This is a genomic window from Rhizobium leguminosarum (genome assembly GCF_010668065.1).
Classification (GTDB): domain Bacteria; phylum Pseudomonadota; class Alphaproteobacteria; order Rhizobiales; family Rhizobiaceae; genus Rhizobium; species Rhizobium leguminosarum_S.
Genome location: NZ_WUEN01000004.1, coordinates 511,237 through 526,090, shown reverse-complemented (window position 1 = coordinate 526,090; position 14,854 = coordinate 511,237). Strand labels below are relative to the sequence as shown.

Here is a 14,854-nt window from a genome sequence, read left to right as displayed (position 1 = left end):
TGATGGTCACTCCTCACCGGATCCGGTCAACGCATCCCGCATGATCGCGTAATAGCCGGCAAGCTCGGGGATATCGGCGGCCAGCCTGTCGAAAGCGGGGTCGGATGGCGCAAGCGTGCCGGCGTATTTCGCCTCGAGATAGGCCCGATGGGCGGCAAGGGCTTCGGCGTCGGCATCGTGCACGACGGTATAGACAGGCGAGGGCACGGTGCGGCCTTTGACGATGATGCGGTCGAGCTCGACGACGGTGTAGGTGCCGGCGACCAGCCTTGCGGTCTCCTCGCCGAGCAGCAGTGCCACGCCATAATTCTTCGAGGCGCCTTCGAGGCGGGAGGCGAGGTTGACGCTGTCGCCGAGGCAGGAATAGTCGAAGCGGCGGGTCGAGCCCATATTGCCGACGATGCATTCGCCGGTGTTGATGCCGACACCCATCTTCAACACATGCGGCCTGCCGCCGCGCTGGGTCGCCTCCCGCTCCAGCTCGCGGTTGAGGGTCGATATCGCCGACTGCATGGCAAGCGAGGCTTTGACGGCGTGCAGGGCATGATCGGGCTCGTCGAGCGGCGCGTTCCAGAAGGCCATGATGCAATCGCCCATATATTTGTCGATCGTCCCGCCATGGTCCATCACCACTTCGGAAAGCGGCGTCAGCAGCCGGTTGATCAGGCCGGTCAGCTGCTCCGGATCATCCTTCAAGGTCTCGGCGATGGTGGTGAACCCACGCACATCGGAAAACAACACCGACAGCGTGCGCCGCTCGCCGCCGAGCTTCAGCTGTGAGGGATCCTGCGACAGGCGCCGAACGAGATCGGGCGAGATATATTGTGCGAAGGCGCGGATGATCTGGCGCTTGTTGCGACGCTCTTCGGCGTAGTCGAAGGCGGCTTGGCCGAAGACGACCGAGATATAGGCGACCGTCGGTCCGAGCGGCGAAACGAAGATATGGGCAAGCCGGATGCCGGCAAAACTGATGGCCGCGAAGGCGAGCAGCGCCGCTGCGCTGGTCACGATCGTCAGCCATCCCGTCGAGCGCCAGACGGTGGCGGCGGCAAGCAGGACCGATATGAGGATACAGGCGGCCACCACCGGTAGGCGGGCTTCCTCGATCGACAGGCCACGGCGGATATTGTCGTAGATCGTCGCTTGGATTTCGACGCCCGAGGTCAACGTGCCGGTGTGGACGGTATAGGGCGTGGCAAAGGCATCGACACCGCCCTTATCGATCACCGGCGCGTTCTGCAGGCTGAGGCCAACGAGCACGACGCGACCCTTGAAATAATCCGGCGGTAGAAGATGTGCGGGATCGAGCGCCTGGTAATAGGAGACCGTGGGATAGGAGCGGGCCGGGCCGAAGGATTGAATAAGCTGGCCCGCCGGCAGGGTTGCCGAAATCGTTCCAGACGCTTTCGCCAGCGTCGCCGCAAACCCGTCCTCATAGGCCGGAATCCGCCGGAAAGTGCCATCGCCGCTAAGATCGACGGAGGCAATGCCGGTCTTCGCTCCCGCTTCGGTCAGTTGCTGCAGCGGGGTGACGCGGATGAGTTGCGTGGCTTGCGGCGTCTCGATCAACGTCTCGTCGCCGGCAAGGACGACATCCGGGCCGACGGCGTTAGTGATCGCGTTGTCGTTCTCCGGGGTTGAGGGTTCGGCCAGGATGATGTCGAGGCCGATGACGCGGGCGCCGGCGGCGCGCAACTGAGTGACGAGTTGGGCATGAAGGCTGCGCGGCCAGGGCCATTGCGCGTTGATATCGGCAAGCGAGGGTTCGTCGATCGCGACGATGACGGGTCCGCCGGGTGGCGGACGGGGATCGTCGACGGTCGAGAGATAGTCGAAGCTTCTGAGCGCCAGCAGTGACCAGGCGGGTAGGCGCGACAGCAGCGAGATGGCGATCAGCGTCGTCAGCGACAGCACCAGCAGCCTGAGATGGCGGCTCCTGATCTGCCTGGCCTGCCGAGGTTTGTCCCGCATCCGCATCAGAAGCGGACTTTGAGCGTGCCCTTGAAGGCGCGGCCCCAGCCGGGCACACCGGGGGTGATCTCGAAGTCCTCGTCGAGCAGGTTATAGGCGGCCGCCTCCAGCTCGAGGCGCTTGTCGAACGGTTCCCAGACCAGGTGGGCGTCGAGGCTCCAGTAATCGTCGAGCTTGGTGCCAAACCGATCGCCGTCGCGCTCGCCGATATAGTTGGCGGCGACCGTCGCCTTGACCTTGGCTTCGTTGACCCAGGTCAGCGCAATCTGTCCTGAATTCTGCGGTATGAAGGGAAGAGGGCCTCCATAAATCGGCTCGAGCGGATCCCTGTTCTCTGAATCCATATAGGCATAGGTAGCCGAAAGGCCGAAGCCATGGCCGAGCACGACGTTTGCTGTGACGGCAGCGCGATCGATGCTGCCGCGCGAGATCGGCAGGCTCGTATCCGACGGAAGCGAGATCATTGGAAAATCGATCGAGAAATCATGCAGTTCCTGGTGCTGATACTCGACCGAGGTGAAGAATCGATCGGCCCATTCGGCATCCCACTGCAGGGCGACCGTATCCGTGTAGCCCCGCGGATTGGCGGAAAACTGGTTGGCCTGAAGCCCGAGGACACCGATGGGGGCAAGGGTCGGAATTCCAATATCAAAACTTTGACGCATGAAGGCAGCACGCAGCCAGTGGTTTTGAACCGGCGCCCAGGCGAGGCCGAAGCGCGGCTCCAGCCGGCTGATATCGATGCCGTCGCCCTCCAGGCGCGTGGCGAACAAGGCGTATTCGCCCTTGAGGTCCGGCGTGATCTCATGCAGCACATCGATATAGCCGCGGCCGATATCGATGGTGTTCTCGGTACGATCGGTAGGAGCTGTCAAGCCTAGGAGCGTCGTATCGACCGTGCTGCTGGCATCCAACCAGCCGCCTTCGATGCCGTAGCGAAAGGTCAAAGGTCCGGCACCTATGGAATGGCTCAAAGCGCCGATATAGGTTTGGGATTCGGTCTCCTGAGTGACGTTGGTAAAGGGAATGATGAAGGGAATCCCTCTGCCGATAAACACTGGGTCCAGGTCGACATCAAGCACGCTGCTCGTATTCGATTTGCTTCCTGAATAAAGCAGTGCTCCATTCAACACGTTTTCATAGGCAAACGTGTGGCTCCAGCCGATGCCGGCATATGTGCTTTCCCGTAGAGTCTCCTCTGTTGTGTAGAGAGGCAGCGGGATAGGCACACGGAACAGGAGTTCCATGAACCCGGTGTTTGACGATAACGCGTTTAGAGTTCCGTCATTCTTGCCGTGGTTGACGAAGGCTACCACGCGATCATCTGGCGTGACCGTTGCCGTCAGATAACCGTTGGCGCTCAGCAGCTTGTTATCCGTCTGGACACCGCCGAAATCCTGGTAGTCGCGGTCGAGCGCCAGCTCTTCCCAGGTCAAGTTACCATAGAAGCTGATCGGGATCGTCTCGTTGGAATAGCCCTGGATATCGGCTTCGCCGATGCGCCTCGTATGGCCGTCGACGCTGTTGATGCCGCCGCCGAGCGAGCCTTCGATGAAGGGCACATCGAACAGCGTTGCCGAGCGCGAGCGGCCGGAAAGCATGTGCGGCGAAAGCAGCAGGCCCTGGATGAAGGATGAGTAGCTCGACGCGTTGCCGCGATTCTGGATGATGTTGTCGTCGCTGAAGCTGGTCGCGTTGACGAAAGGAAAGATGCTGCCTTTGATCGATTGATCGATATAACCGGTGCCGTTGAAGGGATCAAAGACGGCATCGCCGTAGTAGCGGCCCCAGGCATCCAACCCTTGCAGGCGAAAGGCGTCATTCAGTGTCGAACCGGCGCTCGCATTGGCGCCGAGGCCGCTGTAATCGCCGCCGCGGGCGCGCGAGCGGCGCAGGAATTCCTGCGCGTTTCGGATCGCGCCGTCGGCGTCGTAGTCGTCGATATCGACGGCGGTGCGGAAGGCCGAGATAACCGGGTCGTTCTTGTCGAGCCGGTCGGCATTGTCGAGCGCCTGCTGGGAAGGGATGCGGTCGCCCTTTTCGTAATGGGCGGCGGCGAGCATCAGCTGTGATTGCGAATGCGCCGGGTTGGCGGTGCTGGCGGCGAGCAAATCTTGCAGCGCCTTGTCGCGCTCGCCAGTTTGCAGGTAGTATCGGCCACGGGCGAGCAGGGCTATATCGAAGGATGGATCGAGCGCAATTGCCGTGTCGATCTCGTGCTTGGCTTCCTTCATGCGCCCCTGATCGAGATAAAGGATCGAGAGATTCGCGCGCAGCAACGGGTCCTGCGGATCGAGTTCGATCGCCTTCTTGAAGGCCTGTTCCGCTTCGCCATCGGCATCGCGCGAACTCTGCAGCAGGCCGAGAGAATTCAGCGTGCCTGATGCGCCCGGGGCAAGCGCGATGGCGCGGTTCAGGTCCGCAAGCGCGCCGTCGATATCGCTTTCATAAATTGCCTTGTAGCCTGCACGGGCGGAGAGCGCCATCGGATGATCTGGGTCGAGCGACAGCGAGCGTTCTATCGCTTCCTTCATCTGCTCACGGTCATCGGTGAGCTGCGCCAGCTGGGCGCGGACCGCCGGCAGGGTCGGATCATCGGGATACCGCTGCTCCGCTTTCTTTATGATCTCAAGCGCTGCGCGCGGGTTTTTTAGGAAGCCTGTCGTATAGGCCTCCATGATCGCGCCATAGGGGCCGGCGGTGTTGGCCGGCGGCTGTTCGGCATGGGCGGGGTCGGCCAGCGAACGGGCGAAATAGCCGCCATATTGGGCCATGTTGCGGCGTGTCGCGTCGAGATGCGGCAGAGCCTTCTGGAAGAGCTTGGCGGCATCGCCGTAGCGCTTTTCCGAGCCAGCGATGGTGGCGTCGATCAGGTCGACGCGCGCCTGCTGGGCTGTCGTCAGTTTGCGGCCGCGGATATTCTGCAGCGTTGCGGCTGCAGCCTGGCGTCCGTCGAAGGCGCTCTGCACTTCGGCAAGTTCCAGCCAGTCTTCGGTTGTGCGACGCTCCGGCGGCAGCCCTACCAGGCGGCGGCGTTCTGTCGCCATGCGGTCGGCCCGCAACGGCGAAGTCGGCATCAGGTCGAAGCCGTCGCGCAGGTCCAGATAGAAGAGCATCTGTTCGCGGTCGTCAGGATTGACGCTGATGATCTTGCTCGGCGCCTGGCCGATGGTCGCGACCGCCCCTTCGCCCTCGTTCACCTCGACGCTGCCCTGCGGGTTGCTGAGCGCCACGCGGCCTTCGAGCACAATCATCGAAGTCTTGTTGCCCTCGACCGTCATGGTCCAGTCGGTGCCGCGGATGGCGGCTGCGGCCGCCGGCGTTTCCACCGTCAGGCCCTGGCCGCCGCGCTCGGCGCGCGCCCAGATCGTTCCTGATTGCAGCTCCAGCGTCGTGTCGCCGCTTGCGGCCATCTTCTTGACCTGCAGCGATGAGTTGCGGCCGAGGCGAACCTGGGTGTGATCGGAAAAGACGATGGCGAGCTGGCCGTTGGCGTTGGTGCGCAGCACGTCGCCGGTCAGCAGATCCTGATTGATGTCAACGACGCGCCAGTTCGACACGTCGATGAAGCGGACTTCTTCGCCGGTCTTGCGGGCGATGACGGAACCGGCGACGGGGGTTGCGCGCTGCACGGGGTCGGCCGCCGCCGGTGGCGAAAAGCCCGGTACGACTAACGCAAGCGCCACCCCGACGCGACAGATGTTACTGAAATAACCCCGCATGTCCTCGACCCCATACCCCGCTCTCCCTTTGTCCGTGTAGAGTGGAAAAGTCAAGCATGTTGCACACGTGTTCTTGCTTTCGTCGTCAAGTGTAATATCAGGGAAACACTTGATGGCGGAGTATTCACGTGAGCGAATTTGAAAGTGCACCTGAGGTTATGCTGAGCAAGCCGTCGAGCGGCGACGTCAGCACTGAGTATTTCGATCATATCAAGAAAATCAACGACATATTTTATGATCAGATCAAGATATCCGACCAAAAGGCCGCATATATTTTTACTTTCATGCTCGCCTTTCTTGTGAGCTCCAGCGAAGTGAGGGCCGTGTTCAGCCTGACGCGTTACACCGGCGGCACGCCGGGCAGCATGCTGTTCTCAGGCCTGCTTGCGGCAGCCTCGGTCTTCTCGATCCTGTCGGCGATTCTTGTTGTGCTGCCGCGGCGTCTCGGCACCTCCACCTCGCTATTCTGGGGCGCCTGGCCTGACCATCGCGATATGTTCTTCGAGGCCGCACTACGCCGTGACGAGCGCTACCTCTTCGACCAGTATCTCGAAAACGCCAACATCCTCTCTGCTATCGCCCGCAACAAATACCGCTGCGTCACCTTCGCGTTTCGTGGGCTGATGGTAAGCGTGATCGCCTATGTGCTGCTGTTGATTGCCGTGTGAGGGAGTAAACGGCGAAGCCAGCAAATGCGCTGAGCGCAGGCGCGGCCAAGAATGCAGGGCGCGCCGAGGGCGCGCCCGCCCGTTCAATCTTCGATTTCGAGAACGAGCTCGAGCTCGATCGGCACGCCTAACGGCAGGCTGGACACGCCGAGGACGATTCGGCCGGAGAGTTTGTCTTCGCCGAAGACTGCAAGCAGCATTTCGGATGCCCCGTCGGCGACCTTTGGGTGGTCGCGAAAATCGCCTTCGGTGGCGATGTAGACGCCGAGCTTGACGACCTTCGCCACCCTGTCCAGCGAACCGAGATATTCTCTGGCTGCCGCAAGGGCGCTAAGGGTCGCTGTCTCGGCGGCCTTCCTGCCGTCTTCGACCGTCAGCGCGCCGCCGACGCGGCCGATATAGCGGGGCTTGCGGTCGACGACCGGCAGCATACCGCTGAAGAAGACCAGCTTGCCGGTTCTGACCGCCTCGACATACGCGCCCAAGGGCGTCGGCGGTGGGGGAAGGGCGATGCCGAGTTCCTGCAGCCGCCGTTCCGCGCCGGCTGCCTCAGCTTTCGCATGGTCTACCATTTGCCCAGATGTCCGCCGCCGTCGACGTGCAGCACCTCCCCGGTTACGCGCGGAGCTTCGGTGAGGAAGACGACGGCATCGGCGATCTCCTCGACGTTGGAAATGCCTGCCATCGGCGATAGCGTGCTCAGGAAGTCCTTAGGATTGTCCTTGTGCAACGGCGTGTCCACCACACCGGGAGCGACGATATTGAAGCGAATTTTCTCGTTCGCATATTCCATCGCCAGGTTCTTGGAGATGGCGTTGATACCGCCCTTTGTCATCATCGAGACTGAGGCGGAGAAGCCGGCGATCGGATGATCGGTCAATGGCGTGGTGATACTGACGACGCTACCGCCCGTTTTCTGCGCGAGCATCTGCCTGACGACCTGTTGGGTCAGGTGGATGAAGCCTTCGAGATTGGTCGAGGACAATTTCTGGAAGTCGGCCATCGTAAACTCGACGAACGGCTTGGCTAGAAAAATGCCGGCATTGTTGACGAGTGCGTCGATCGAGCCGAAGCGGTCGATTGCTGTCCTTGCCACCCGCGCTGCGGTTTCGGCATCGCCGATGTCGCCATCGACGAGCGCCAGCCTGTCCGAGGCTTGGAAAGCCTCCGAGGCGCTGACCTGGCGCGAGGTCGCGACGACATTGTAGCCGCGCTGGATGAAGGCGTTGACGAGGCCGGCTCCGATACCCTGGGAGGCGCCCGTGACGATGACCGTTTTTCTCGTAGTCATGCTGATCTCCATAATCTGGTTCGGGCAACGCGGGCCTTGCGGTTGCAAAGGCGGGGTCGCTCGAGATGGGGCTGCTGCGAATGCGCCTCCATCGGTTGTGGTTGTTTTCGCAAGGTGAATATGGCGAAAACTCCATTACCTGATTAGATGGAAATATCTGGATTCTCTTTTTCATCCATGCAAAAATAAGCGCATGGCCGATCTGAACGACATCGCCGTTTTCGTGAAGGTGGCGCAGTATGGCAGCTTCAGCCGTGCTGCCCATTCCCTCGGCATGCCGGTATCGACCGTCAGCCGGAAGGTGACGTCGCTGGAGGAGCAACTCGGGGTGACGCTCATCCAGCGGACGACCCGCAAGCTGAGCCTGACCGCGCAGGGCCAGGCCTATTTCAACAAGTGCAGCGAACCGCTCGCCCATCTCCTCGATGCCGAGCAGGCGCTCACCGAGATACAGAAAAAACCGGAAGGTTTGCTGAAGATCTCGGTGCCTGTGATCTTCGGACAGGAGGTCTTCTACGAATTCATCTCATCCTTCCTGAAGACCTATCCCAATATCCAGATCGACCTCTTCATCACCAACCTGTTTCTCGATCTGATCGCCGAGAATGTCGATCTCGGCATCCGCTTCGGCGAACTTAAGGATTCCTCCATCGTTGCGCAGCGGCTCGGCAAGAGCGTGCGCTATCTGGTCGCCGCACCGGACTATCTGAAGGGCAGGGTGCCTCCCTTGAAGCCCGAAGACCTGAAGGACCATCAGTGCGTGCTCTTGAACGGCCGCAACGGCGAGGCGGAATGGCATCTCGTGAGCGGTCGCAAATCGGTTCGCCTGCATGTGTCGGGGCAGGTATCGAGCCGGGATTTCGCTGCGGTGAGCGCCTTCACCTATCGCGGACACGGCATCGGCCTGCTGCCTTCGACTTATTGCGACGAACAGATCAGAAGAGGCGAACTCGTCCGCCTGCTGCCGGACTGGTCGTCCGAGGAAATCTTCGTGCACGCCGTCTATCCCACGCGCCGCTTCCTGCCCTCCCGATTGCAGGTCTTTCTCGAGGCGCTGAAAGCATGGAAGACCCCCTTGTGGCTGCCCTTGCATTGAAGGCTTCCGATTCCATCACCGAAAATTGAAGCCGTGCGCGAGGGCGAGCGTCCTCCCTCGGTCAAGCTGTGTTAGAGTTCGCTGGCTTGGATGGCGCAGGGATTGGATTGCCAATGCTGACGACACTTGCGGTGCTTATGGGTCTTTCCGGCCTCGTCCCTGTCGCGCAGGCGGGGGGAAGCGAGGTCGATGTGACCCTCGTGCTTGCCGTCGACACCTCGCGGTCGATGGACTTCGAGGAGATCGGCATTCAGCGCGAGGGTTATGTCGAAGCGCTCAAGCACAAGGAATTCATCGACGCGGTCAAGGGCGGGCTGACCGGCCGCATCGCCATCAGCTATTTCGAATGGGCAGGTTATGTCGTCCAGGATTCCGTCATCGACTGGCAGGTGATCGAGACGGAAGAGGATGCGATTGCTTTTGCCGACAAACTCGAAGCCCGGCCGATTGCTACGCAGCGGCGCACATCGATCTCCACCGCGATCGCCCAGGGCGCCAGCATGATCGTTTCCAGTCCCTTTCAGTCCAGGCGGCAGGTGATCGATGTCTCCGGCGATGGGCCGAACAATTCCGGCGATCCCGTCACCCCCGCCCGCGACAAGGCGATAGAAGCCGGCATGATCATCAATGGCCTCGCCATCATGCTGCGGCCTTCCGATGCGCCCAACGGGCTCGATAAATATTATGCGGATTGCGTGATCGGCGGTCCCGGCGCCTTCGTGCTGCCGGTCCGCAAAATCGAGGATTTCGCCGTTGCCGTGCGCCGCAAGCTGGTGCTGGAGATTAGCGCCATTTCCCCGCCGGCGACGGTGCAGAAAACAGCCGGCGCCGAGGCGGGTGCCGACTGCCTGATCGGTGAGAAGCAGTGGCGGGACATCTTCGACCGTTGATGCCAGAACAGGATGATTTTAGGCCGGGTCGGCCTAAAATCTCAATCCTGTTCTGAATTGCATAGTTAGAGCATGATGTCGTCCGAAAACCGCGCACACTTTTCGGCATCATGCTCTACCGGATCAGCGCGCCGAAATTATATCAGTCAGTATCTGGTAAGCGGCGGAGACGCGGTCCTCGTTGGGATAGTTTTTGTTGGCCAGAATGACGATACCGAGCCGCTCTTTCGGGACGAACGCGACATATGCGCCGAAACCATTCGTTGAGCCGGTTTTATTGATCCAGACATCGTCGCGCGGTTTCATTGCCGGCATCAGTTGCTTGACGGGAATGGCCTTGAGCATCGCGCTGGAATTGTTGTCCATCAACGTCGTCAATGTCGCAGGATAGGAATACTGTTCCCAAATAAGGTCCTGGGTCATCGCGCCGACATCGAAGTATGCCGTGTGCGTATTCGTGATCGCCTGCTGGAGCTTATCGTCCAATTCGACCAGTCCCATATTCGCGTCGATGAACCGGATCATGTCGCCTGCTGTGGATTTCACTCCATAGGCCTCGGACGAAAGAGTGGCGGGTGTCATCCGAGCCGGCTCGCCGCTTCGCTTGTAGCCTTGGGCATAGTCGGCCATTTTCGATTTCGGCACATTGATATACGTGCTCGTCAACCCGAGAGAAGGAAACAATTGCTCTTCCATAAGAGCTGCGAAGTCTTTGCCCATGCTTTTTGCCGTTATATATCCGAGCGCGCCAATGCTTGGATTGGCGTATGTTCGGTGCGTTCCGGCGGCATATGATGGTTTCCAGCTTGCGAGATACTCCATCAGTTGCTTTTCGGTTTTGACGTCATCGGGAACTTGCAGCGGAAATCCACCAGCCGTATGGGTGCCCAAATCCATCAGGACGACATCGCCGAAGGGCCTTCCCTTCATCGACGGAAGATATTTGCTTGCCTTGTCCGACAGCGAAAGTCGGCCGGTCACTTCTGCGTAGGAGGTGAGGGTGACTGTAAAGGTTTTGCTGATCGATCCCAGTTCGAACATGGTCGCTGAGGTGACGGGCCTGCCCGTGTCCTTCGACTCGACGCCGTAGTTGAAGATGTGGTTCTGTCCGTCAGCGGTGATGGCAACGGCCATGCCCGGAATGCCGTATTTATCCATGATTGGTTTTATCGCGGCGTCCGAGATGGCTTTCAGTTTCAGCTCGTCAGCCGCAAAGCCACTTGTGGAAATGCATGTCGAGACCAATGCGGCCGATAGAATTCCTATCCAATCACGCGTCATTTCTTCATCCTCTAAAAGCAGCTTCATCAGCGCAAAGGCGCATGAGGACGGCATTTAATGGCACTGTTTTGCGGCAGCAAACGATGATATCTCGGAGGAGATCCAAGAAAATCTAGGGCTAAGATGGTTCGGCAATTCCTCCCCTTGAATGGCTTGAGGGCCTTTGAAGCATCGGCAAGACATCTCAGCTTCACCCGGGCCGCGATCGAGCTTTGCGTTACCCAGGCCGCTGTAAGCCAGCAGGTCAAAAGCCTGGAGAAGCGATTGGGGGCAGCCCTTTTTCAGCGTCTCCCAAGAGGCTTGAAAATCACCGCTGAAGGCGAAGCTCTTTTGCCGACCTTGACCAATTCCTTCGATCAGATGGCGATCACGCTGGACCGGATCGAAGCCGGGCAGATTCGGGAATTGCTGTTCCTGGGCGTGGTGGGGACGTTTGCCATCGGCTGGTTGTTGCCAAGGCTTTCGGATTTTCAACAGCAGCACCCGTTCATCGATGTGCGCGTTTCGACAAACAATAATCGCGTCGATATCGCGGCCGAGGGACTGGACTTTGCCATTCGCTTCGGCAGCGGTTCCTGGCACGGCACTGAGGCGCTGCGTCTGTTCGATGCTCCGCTCTCTCCTCTGTGCACACCCAAATTGGCCGAGCGTTTAAGGTCGCCTGCAGATCTGGTCGAGGCGACGCTTTTGCGGAGCTATCGAACGGATGAGTGGAGCACCTGGTTTGCCGCAGCGAACGTTCCGCCGGCGGCACAGATAAACGCCGGTATCGTCTTCGACTCTTCCCTCGCCATGATGGAGGCGGCTCTGCAAGGACTGGGGATCGCTCTGGCGCCGCCGTCGATGTTTTCCAGACATCTATCCTCGGGGGCTATCAGACAACCTTTTCCCACGACCATATCGTTGGGGAGCTACTGGCTGACCCGACTGCAATCGAGGCCGCCAACAGCGGCCATGCTAGCATTTTCCGATTGGATGACGTCGCAGATGTCTCCCGCATCGCAATGACGGCTTCTGGTGGATTCTGATCCTCGACCTGACGGCGGCAAGGAGATCGGTGAAATTGGTGAGGCGAAGACACGATAGAGCATTTCGGTATGGCGCGCGCCATACCGAAATGCCGTTGCTTCTCAAATGACGTCGCCGCTGTTGCCTATAAGGGCAGCTGCTTGCCGGCCTGTTCGCTGACCATGTATTCGGCGTACCAGTCCGGCCAGTTCTCGTCGTGTTTGCCGCCGTTTCGCTTCTCGTGTTCGCCGTGCGCGGTCGCCGCACGGCGCATGGCTGACGCGAGATCGGTCGACGTCGTGAATGTCGTCCCGTCGGCGTCGATGCGTCCCGGCAGGCGCGTGGTGACTTCCTGGAACAGCCAGCCGTTGCCATCGGGATCCTTGAAGGAGGCAAAGGAGCGATAGCTGCGGTGATCGGGATCGCGGCCGGCAATGCGGAGCCGCCCGAACAGGTATGGTTCGTCCTTGCCGGCATAGACGCCGGCTGCATCATGGAAGACTTCGCTGACTTCGATGCCACGGGCGATCAGATCGCGGCGGGCGGCCTCGATGTCGGAGACGATAAGATAGAGCCCCTGGGCGGAGCCGGGGGCGGCGGCCGTAACGTTCTTGCCGAAGATGATCGCGCAGCCGGAGCCGGGCGGGGTAAACTGGATCACACGGAAATCGGCATCATTGGCGAAGTCGGCATCGAGCCGCCAGCCCAGGCCGTCGTAGAAACGTTTGGCGCGGTCGACGTCGGAAACGGGGATGACGACCACCTCGAGCTTGGTATCGACAGGCTGTGTTCTCGGGGTCTCAATGGGGGTTTCACTGCGCATGGCATTGCTCATCTTCAGCTCCTTGAGGTTTTGGATGCGTTAAGAATGGCGATACATGTCACCGGCCAGTGGACCACAGCGCGGAGAGGCCGTCGAATCAATTATTCTGTCTGATTTGGCCGGTGTTGGCGGATTCCGCTGCGACGCAAGGCGCGTCGCTCTCGATCCGCGCGGGTTGGTAAAAGTCAGGTCGATCCGATGAGGTGGCGGGGCCTGTTCCCCGCCACCTGCGGGAAGTTCCTACGCAGCGAGAGCGGCGCGGGTTTTGCCGATCGTCAGAGCCGACTTTGCTGCCTCGCGGCCTTTCTCGACGAAATGTGCGCGGTAGATCTGTTTGTGGTGCTCGGTTTCCTGATACTGATGCGGCGTCAGCGAAACCGACAGCACCGGCACACCAGTATCCATGCCGGCGCGCATCAGCCCATCGACGACGGCCTGGGCGACGAATTCGTGGCGGTAGATTCCGCCGTCGACGACGAAGGCGGCGGCAACGACAGCGGCATAGCGTCCGGTTGCCGCAAGATCGCGCGACAGCAGCGGCATCTCGAATGCGCCGGGAACATCGAACACATCGATCTGCTCGGGCGGAATAAACTGATGGAAGCCATCAAGGGCGCGGTCGACGATGTCGGCGTGCCAGCTGGCTTTGACGAAGGCATAGCGGGTGGGTGTCACAGTAATCTCCTTTGGCGAACAGACACATCACCCAAGGCGATCACGAACGTCCCCGACAGCCGCAAGGGCGGCAGGAACGCACGTTCTCTTTCATCCGGACTATGACCGTCGGCTCAGGCATCTCACCTGATCTGCTGACCCTTCCGAAGAAGGCGCTCGCGGGCTCGCAATCTAAATTGCATACCGCCGGTAGGGACTTGCACCCCGCCCTGAGAACGGCGCGAACAATAGGGGGAAGGTGACGGGCTGGCAATAGGTAGAAATGCTTCGCGGCCAATGCAGGATCAGGGCTCCCGACGCGGCGATTTCGCTTGTTGGTCGATCGCGACGGGCAGGTCCTCTTGCGGAGGATGGGCTTGCGCCTACATGCTATGCGTGAGGACATTCACGTCAGAATAGCACGGCAAAGACAGGATGCGCCGTCTCCACCGGAGGTGGGTAAGGCCGTGGCAACCACGGGAGAGAGAGATGCAAGACCCCTTCGTCGTCCACCGCGAGGCGCACATCGCGGCGCCGCCGGCCGCGGTGTTCGCGTTGATGACCGACCCGGAAAAGATCCTGCGCTGGATGGGAACGGAAGCGCAGGTCGAGCCGCAGCCCGGCGGGCTCTATCTCGTAAACGTCACCGGCGCCCGCTTTGCGCGTGGCTCGTTTCGTGAGGTGGTTCCGGTTCACCGCCTTGCCTACAGCTTCGGCTGGGACGGCAGCGAGGTGGTGCCGCCGGGGTCGAGCCTGGTCGAGATCGACCTGATCGAGCAGGGGGGCGGAACGCTGCTGCGGCTCACCCATAGCGGCCTGCCGAGCGCCGAGCAATGCGCCGGTCATGCGGAGGGCTGGGCACATTATCTCGGACGGCTGACCGAGGTCGCCGCTGGGGGTGATCCGGGTCCCGACCCTTTTTACGGCAGGACATGAACAAATTTTGCGGGCGACGGAGCGGCTCTGAAGCCCTTGCCGTTGCGCCAACAGCGGTCGGCGAGCGCTCAGACCGGCCGTGCGGAAGCGCTTCTTTTTCTCCCGCAAACATGAACGCGCAGTTCATCTCCAGTTCAATTTGGCGGTCATAAGGTGTGGACGGCTGGATTGAAATGGAGTTCTCGATGAAGGCACTTTCTATCGCGGCTGCCTTGCTCGCTGGCAGCCTCTCGTTTGGCACAGCGCAGGCGATGCCGATGGGGACAATCAATGTCCAGAGCAATATCACAACGGTCGACTACGCCTGCGGTCGCGGCTGGCATCTGACGCGCTGGGGCGAATGCCGGCGAAACTGGAGACGCCCGCCGCCGGTGGCTTTCTACGGTGGTCCGCCCCGCTGGGGCTGGGAGCGGCGTCACCGCGATTGGGATGGCCCGCGCTGGCGCCATGAGAGGCGCTGGGATCGCGACCGGCGTTGGCGGGACAATGACTAAAAGTCTCGCTTAGATGGAGA

13 protein-coding genes and 1 riboswitch are annotated in these 14,854 nt (G+C 60.6%); of the genes, 6 read left to right on the top strand and 7 right to left on the bottom strand.

Going from position 1 to position 14,854, the window contains the following annotated elements; translation table 11 throughout:
- Positions 1-6: 6 nt before the first annotated feature.
- Complete coding sequence (locus GR198_RS14705; RefSeq protein WP_029870388.1) at positions 7-1,977, bottom strand: adenylate/guanylate cyclase domain-containing protein; 1,971 nt, start codon at positions 1,975-1,977, stop codon at positions 7-9.
- Positions 1,977-5,693 (bottom strand): FecR domain-containing protein, encoded by a 3,717-nt coding sequence (locus GR198_RS14700; protein WP_029870389.1) that lies wholly within the window; start codon positions 5,691-5,693, stop codon positions 1,977-1,979. The genes GR198_RS14705 and GR198_RS14700 overlap by 1 nt, the downstream gene beginning before the upstream one ends.
- 128 nt (positions 5,694-5,821) lie before the next feature.
- Between GR198_RS14700 and GR198_RS14695 the strand changes: the two genes are divergently transcribed.
- The gene (locus GR198_RS14695) at positions 5,822-6,361 is read left to right on the top strand and encodes a Pycsar system effector family protein (protein ID WP_003541124.1); all 540 of its coding nucleotides are present in this window, start codon (positions 5,822-5,824) and stop codon (positions 6,359-6,361) included.
- Between the two features lie 83 nt (positions 6,362-6,444).
- On the opposite strand, the gene GR198_RS14690 is transcribed toward GR198_RS14695, so the two are convergent.
- The gene (locus GR198_RS14690; RefSeq protein WP_029870390.1) at positions 6,445-6,933 is read right to left on the bottom strand and encodes a RidA family protein; all 489 of its coding nucleotides are present in this window, start codon (positions 6,931-6,933) and stop codon (positions 6,445-6,447) included.
- Entirely contained in the window at positions 6,927-7,652 is a 726-nt protein-coding gene (locus tag GR198_RS14685) for an SDR family NAD(P)-dependent oxidoreductase (RefSeq protein WP_029870392.1), read from the bottom strand. Before GR198_RS14685 ends, GR198_RS14690 begins: the two co-directional genes overlap by 7 nt.
- A gap of 193 nt (positions 7,653-7,845) precedes the next feature.
- Here GR198_RS14685 and GR198_RS14680 point away from each other — a divergent pair, with 193 nt between their 5' ends.
- Together GR198_RS14680 and GR198_RS14675 are read left to right on the top strand one after the other, a co-directional pair.
- A complete protein-coding gene (locus GR198_RS14680; RefSeq protein WP_029870393.1) occupies positions 7,846-8,748 on the top strand; it encodes a LysR family transcriptional regulator in 903 nt (300 codons plus the stop codon).
- 113 nt (positions 8,749-8,861) lie between these two features.
- Positions 8,862-9,638, top strand: coding sequence for a DUF1194 domain-containing protein (locus tag GR198_RS14675; protein ID WP_029870394.1), 777 nt, complete (start codon positions 8,862-8,864; stop codon positions 9,636-9,638).
- A 123-nt stretch (positions 9,639-9,761) separates the two neighbouring features.
- Here GR198_RS14675 and ampC read toward each other — a convergent pair whose 3' ends face one another.
- Complete coding sequence (ampC, locus tag GR198_RS14670) at positions 9,762-10,919, bottom strand: class C beta-lactamase (RefSeq protein ID WP_029870395.1); 1,158 nt, start codon at positions 10,917-10,919, stop codon at positions 9,762-9,764.
- Between the two features lie 123 nt (positions 10,920-11,042).
- Between ampC and GR198_RS14665 the strand changes: the two genes are divergently transcribed.
- Positions 11,043-11,927, top strand: a complete 885-nt coding sequence (locus tag GR198_RS14665) for a LysR family transcriptional regulator (protein WP_029870396.1) — start codon at positions 11,043-11,045, stop codon at positions 11,925-11,927.
- A 145-nt stretch (positions 11,928-12,072) separates the two neighbouring features.
- On the opposite strand, the gene GR198_RS14660 is transcribed toward GR198_RS14665, so the two are convergent.
- Together GR198_RS14660 and GR198_RS14655 are read right to left on the bottom strand one after the other, a co-directional pair.
- On the bottom strand, positions 12,073-12,762 hold the full coding sequence (locus GR198_RS14660) for a VOC family protein (RefSeq protein ID WP_029870397.1): 690 nt from the start codon (positions 12,760-12,762) through the stop codon (positions 12,073-12,075).
- Between the two features lie 228 nt (positions 12,763-12,990).
- A complete protein-coding gene (locus GR198_RS14655; protein ID WP_029870398.1) occupies positions 12,991-13,425 on the bottom strand; it encodes a 6,7-dimethyl-8-ribityllumazine synthase in 435 nt (144 codons plus the stop codon).
- A gap of 78 nt (positions 13,426-13,503) precedes the next feature.
- Positions 13,504-13,646, bottom strand: a riboswitch (FMN riboswitch).
- A gap of 247 nt (positions 13,647-13,893) precedes the next feature.
- Here GR198_RS14655 and GR198_RS14650 point away from each other — a divergent pair.
- Both GR198_RS14650 and GR198_RS14645 read left to right on the top strand, forming a co-directional pair.
- Complete coding sequence (locus tag GR198_RS14650; protein WP_020050677.1) at positions 13,894-14,340, top strand: SRPBCC family protein; 447 nt, start codon at positions 13,894-13,896, stop codon at positions 14,338-14,340.
- 185 nt (positions 14,341-14,525) lie between these two features.
- Positions 14,526-14,834, top strand: coding sequence for a GCG_CRPN prefix-to-repeats domain-containing protein (locus tag GR198_RS14645; RefSeq protein WP_003541107.1), 309 nt, complete (start codon positions 14,526-14,528; stop codon positions 14,832-14,834).
- Positions 14,835-14,854: the final 20 nt, after the last annotated feature.

What these genes read in the sequence shown, in the direction of transcription:
- GR198_RS14645 (WP_003541107.1), top strand. Translation starts at nt 14,526, where the DNA reads ATGAAGGCACTTTCTATCGCGGCTGCCTTGCTCGCTGGCAGCCTCTCG.
- GR198_RS14665 (WP_029870396.1), top strand. Translation starts at nt 11,043, where the DNA reads ATGGTTCGGCAATTCCTCCCCTTGAATGGCTTGAGGGCCTTTGAAGCA.
- GR198_RS14690 (WP_029870390.1), bottom strand. Translation starts at nt 6,933, where the DNA reads ATGGTAGACCATGCGAAAGCTGAGGCAGCCGGCGCGGAACGGCGGCTG.
- GR198_RS14660 (WP_029870397.1), bottom strand. Translation starts at nt 12,762, where the DNA reads ATGAGCAATGCCATGCGCAGTGAAACCCCCATTGAGACCCCGAGAACA.
- GR198_RS14700 (WP_029870389.1), bottom strand. Translation starts at nt 5,693, where the DNA reads ATGCGGGGTTATTTCAGTAACATCTGTCGCGTCGGGGTGGCGCTTGCG.
- GR198_RS14705 (WP_029870388.1), bottom strand. Translation starts at nt 1,977, where the DNA reads ATGCGGATGCGGGACAAACCTCGGCAGGCCAGGCAGATCAGGAGCCGC.
- GR198_RS14685 (WP_029870392.1), bottom strand. Translation starts at nt 7,652, where the DNA reads ATGACTACGAGAAAAACGGTCATCGTCACGGGCGCCTCCCAGGGTATC.
- GR198_RS14680 (WP_029870393.1), top strand. Translation starts at nt 7,846, where the DNA reads ATGGCCGATCTGAACGACATCGCCGTTTTCGTGAAGGTGGCGCAGTAT.
- GR198_RS14675 (WP_029870394.1), top strand. Translation starts at nt 8,862, where the DNA reads ATGCTGACGACACTTGCGGTGCTTATGGGTCTTTCCGGCCTCGTCCCT.
- GR198_RS14650 (WP_020050677.1), top strand. Translation starts at nt 13,894, where the DNA reads ATGCAAGACCCCTTCGTCGTCCACCGCGAGGCGCACATCGCGGCGCCG.
- ampC (WP_029870395.1), bottom strand. Translation starts at nt 10,919, where the DNA reads ATGACGCGTGATTGGATAGGAATTCTATCGGCCGCATTGGTCTCGACA.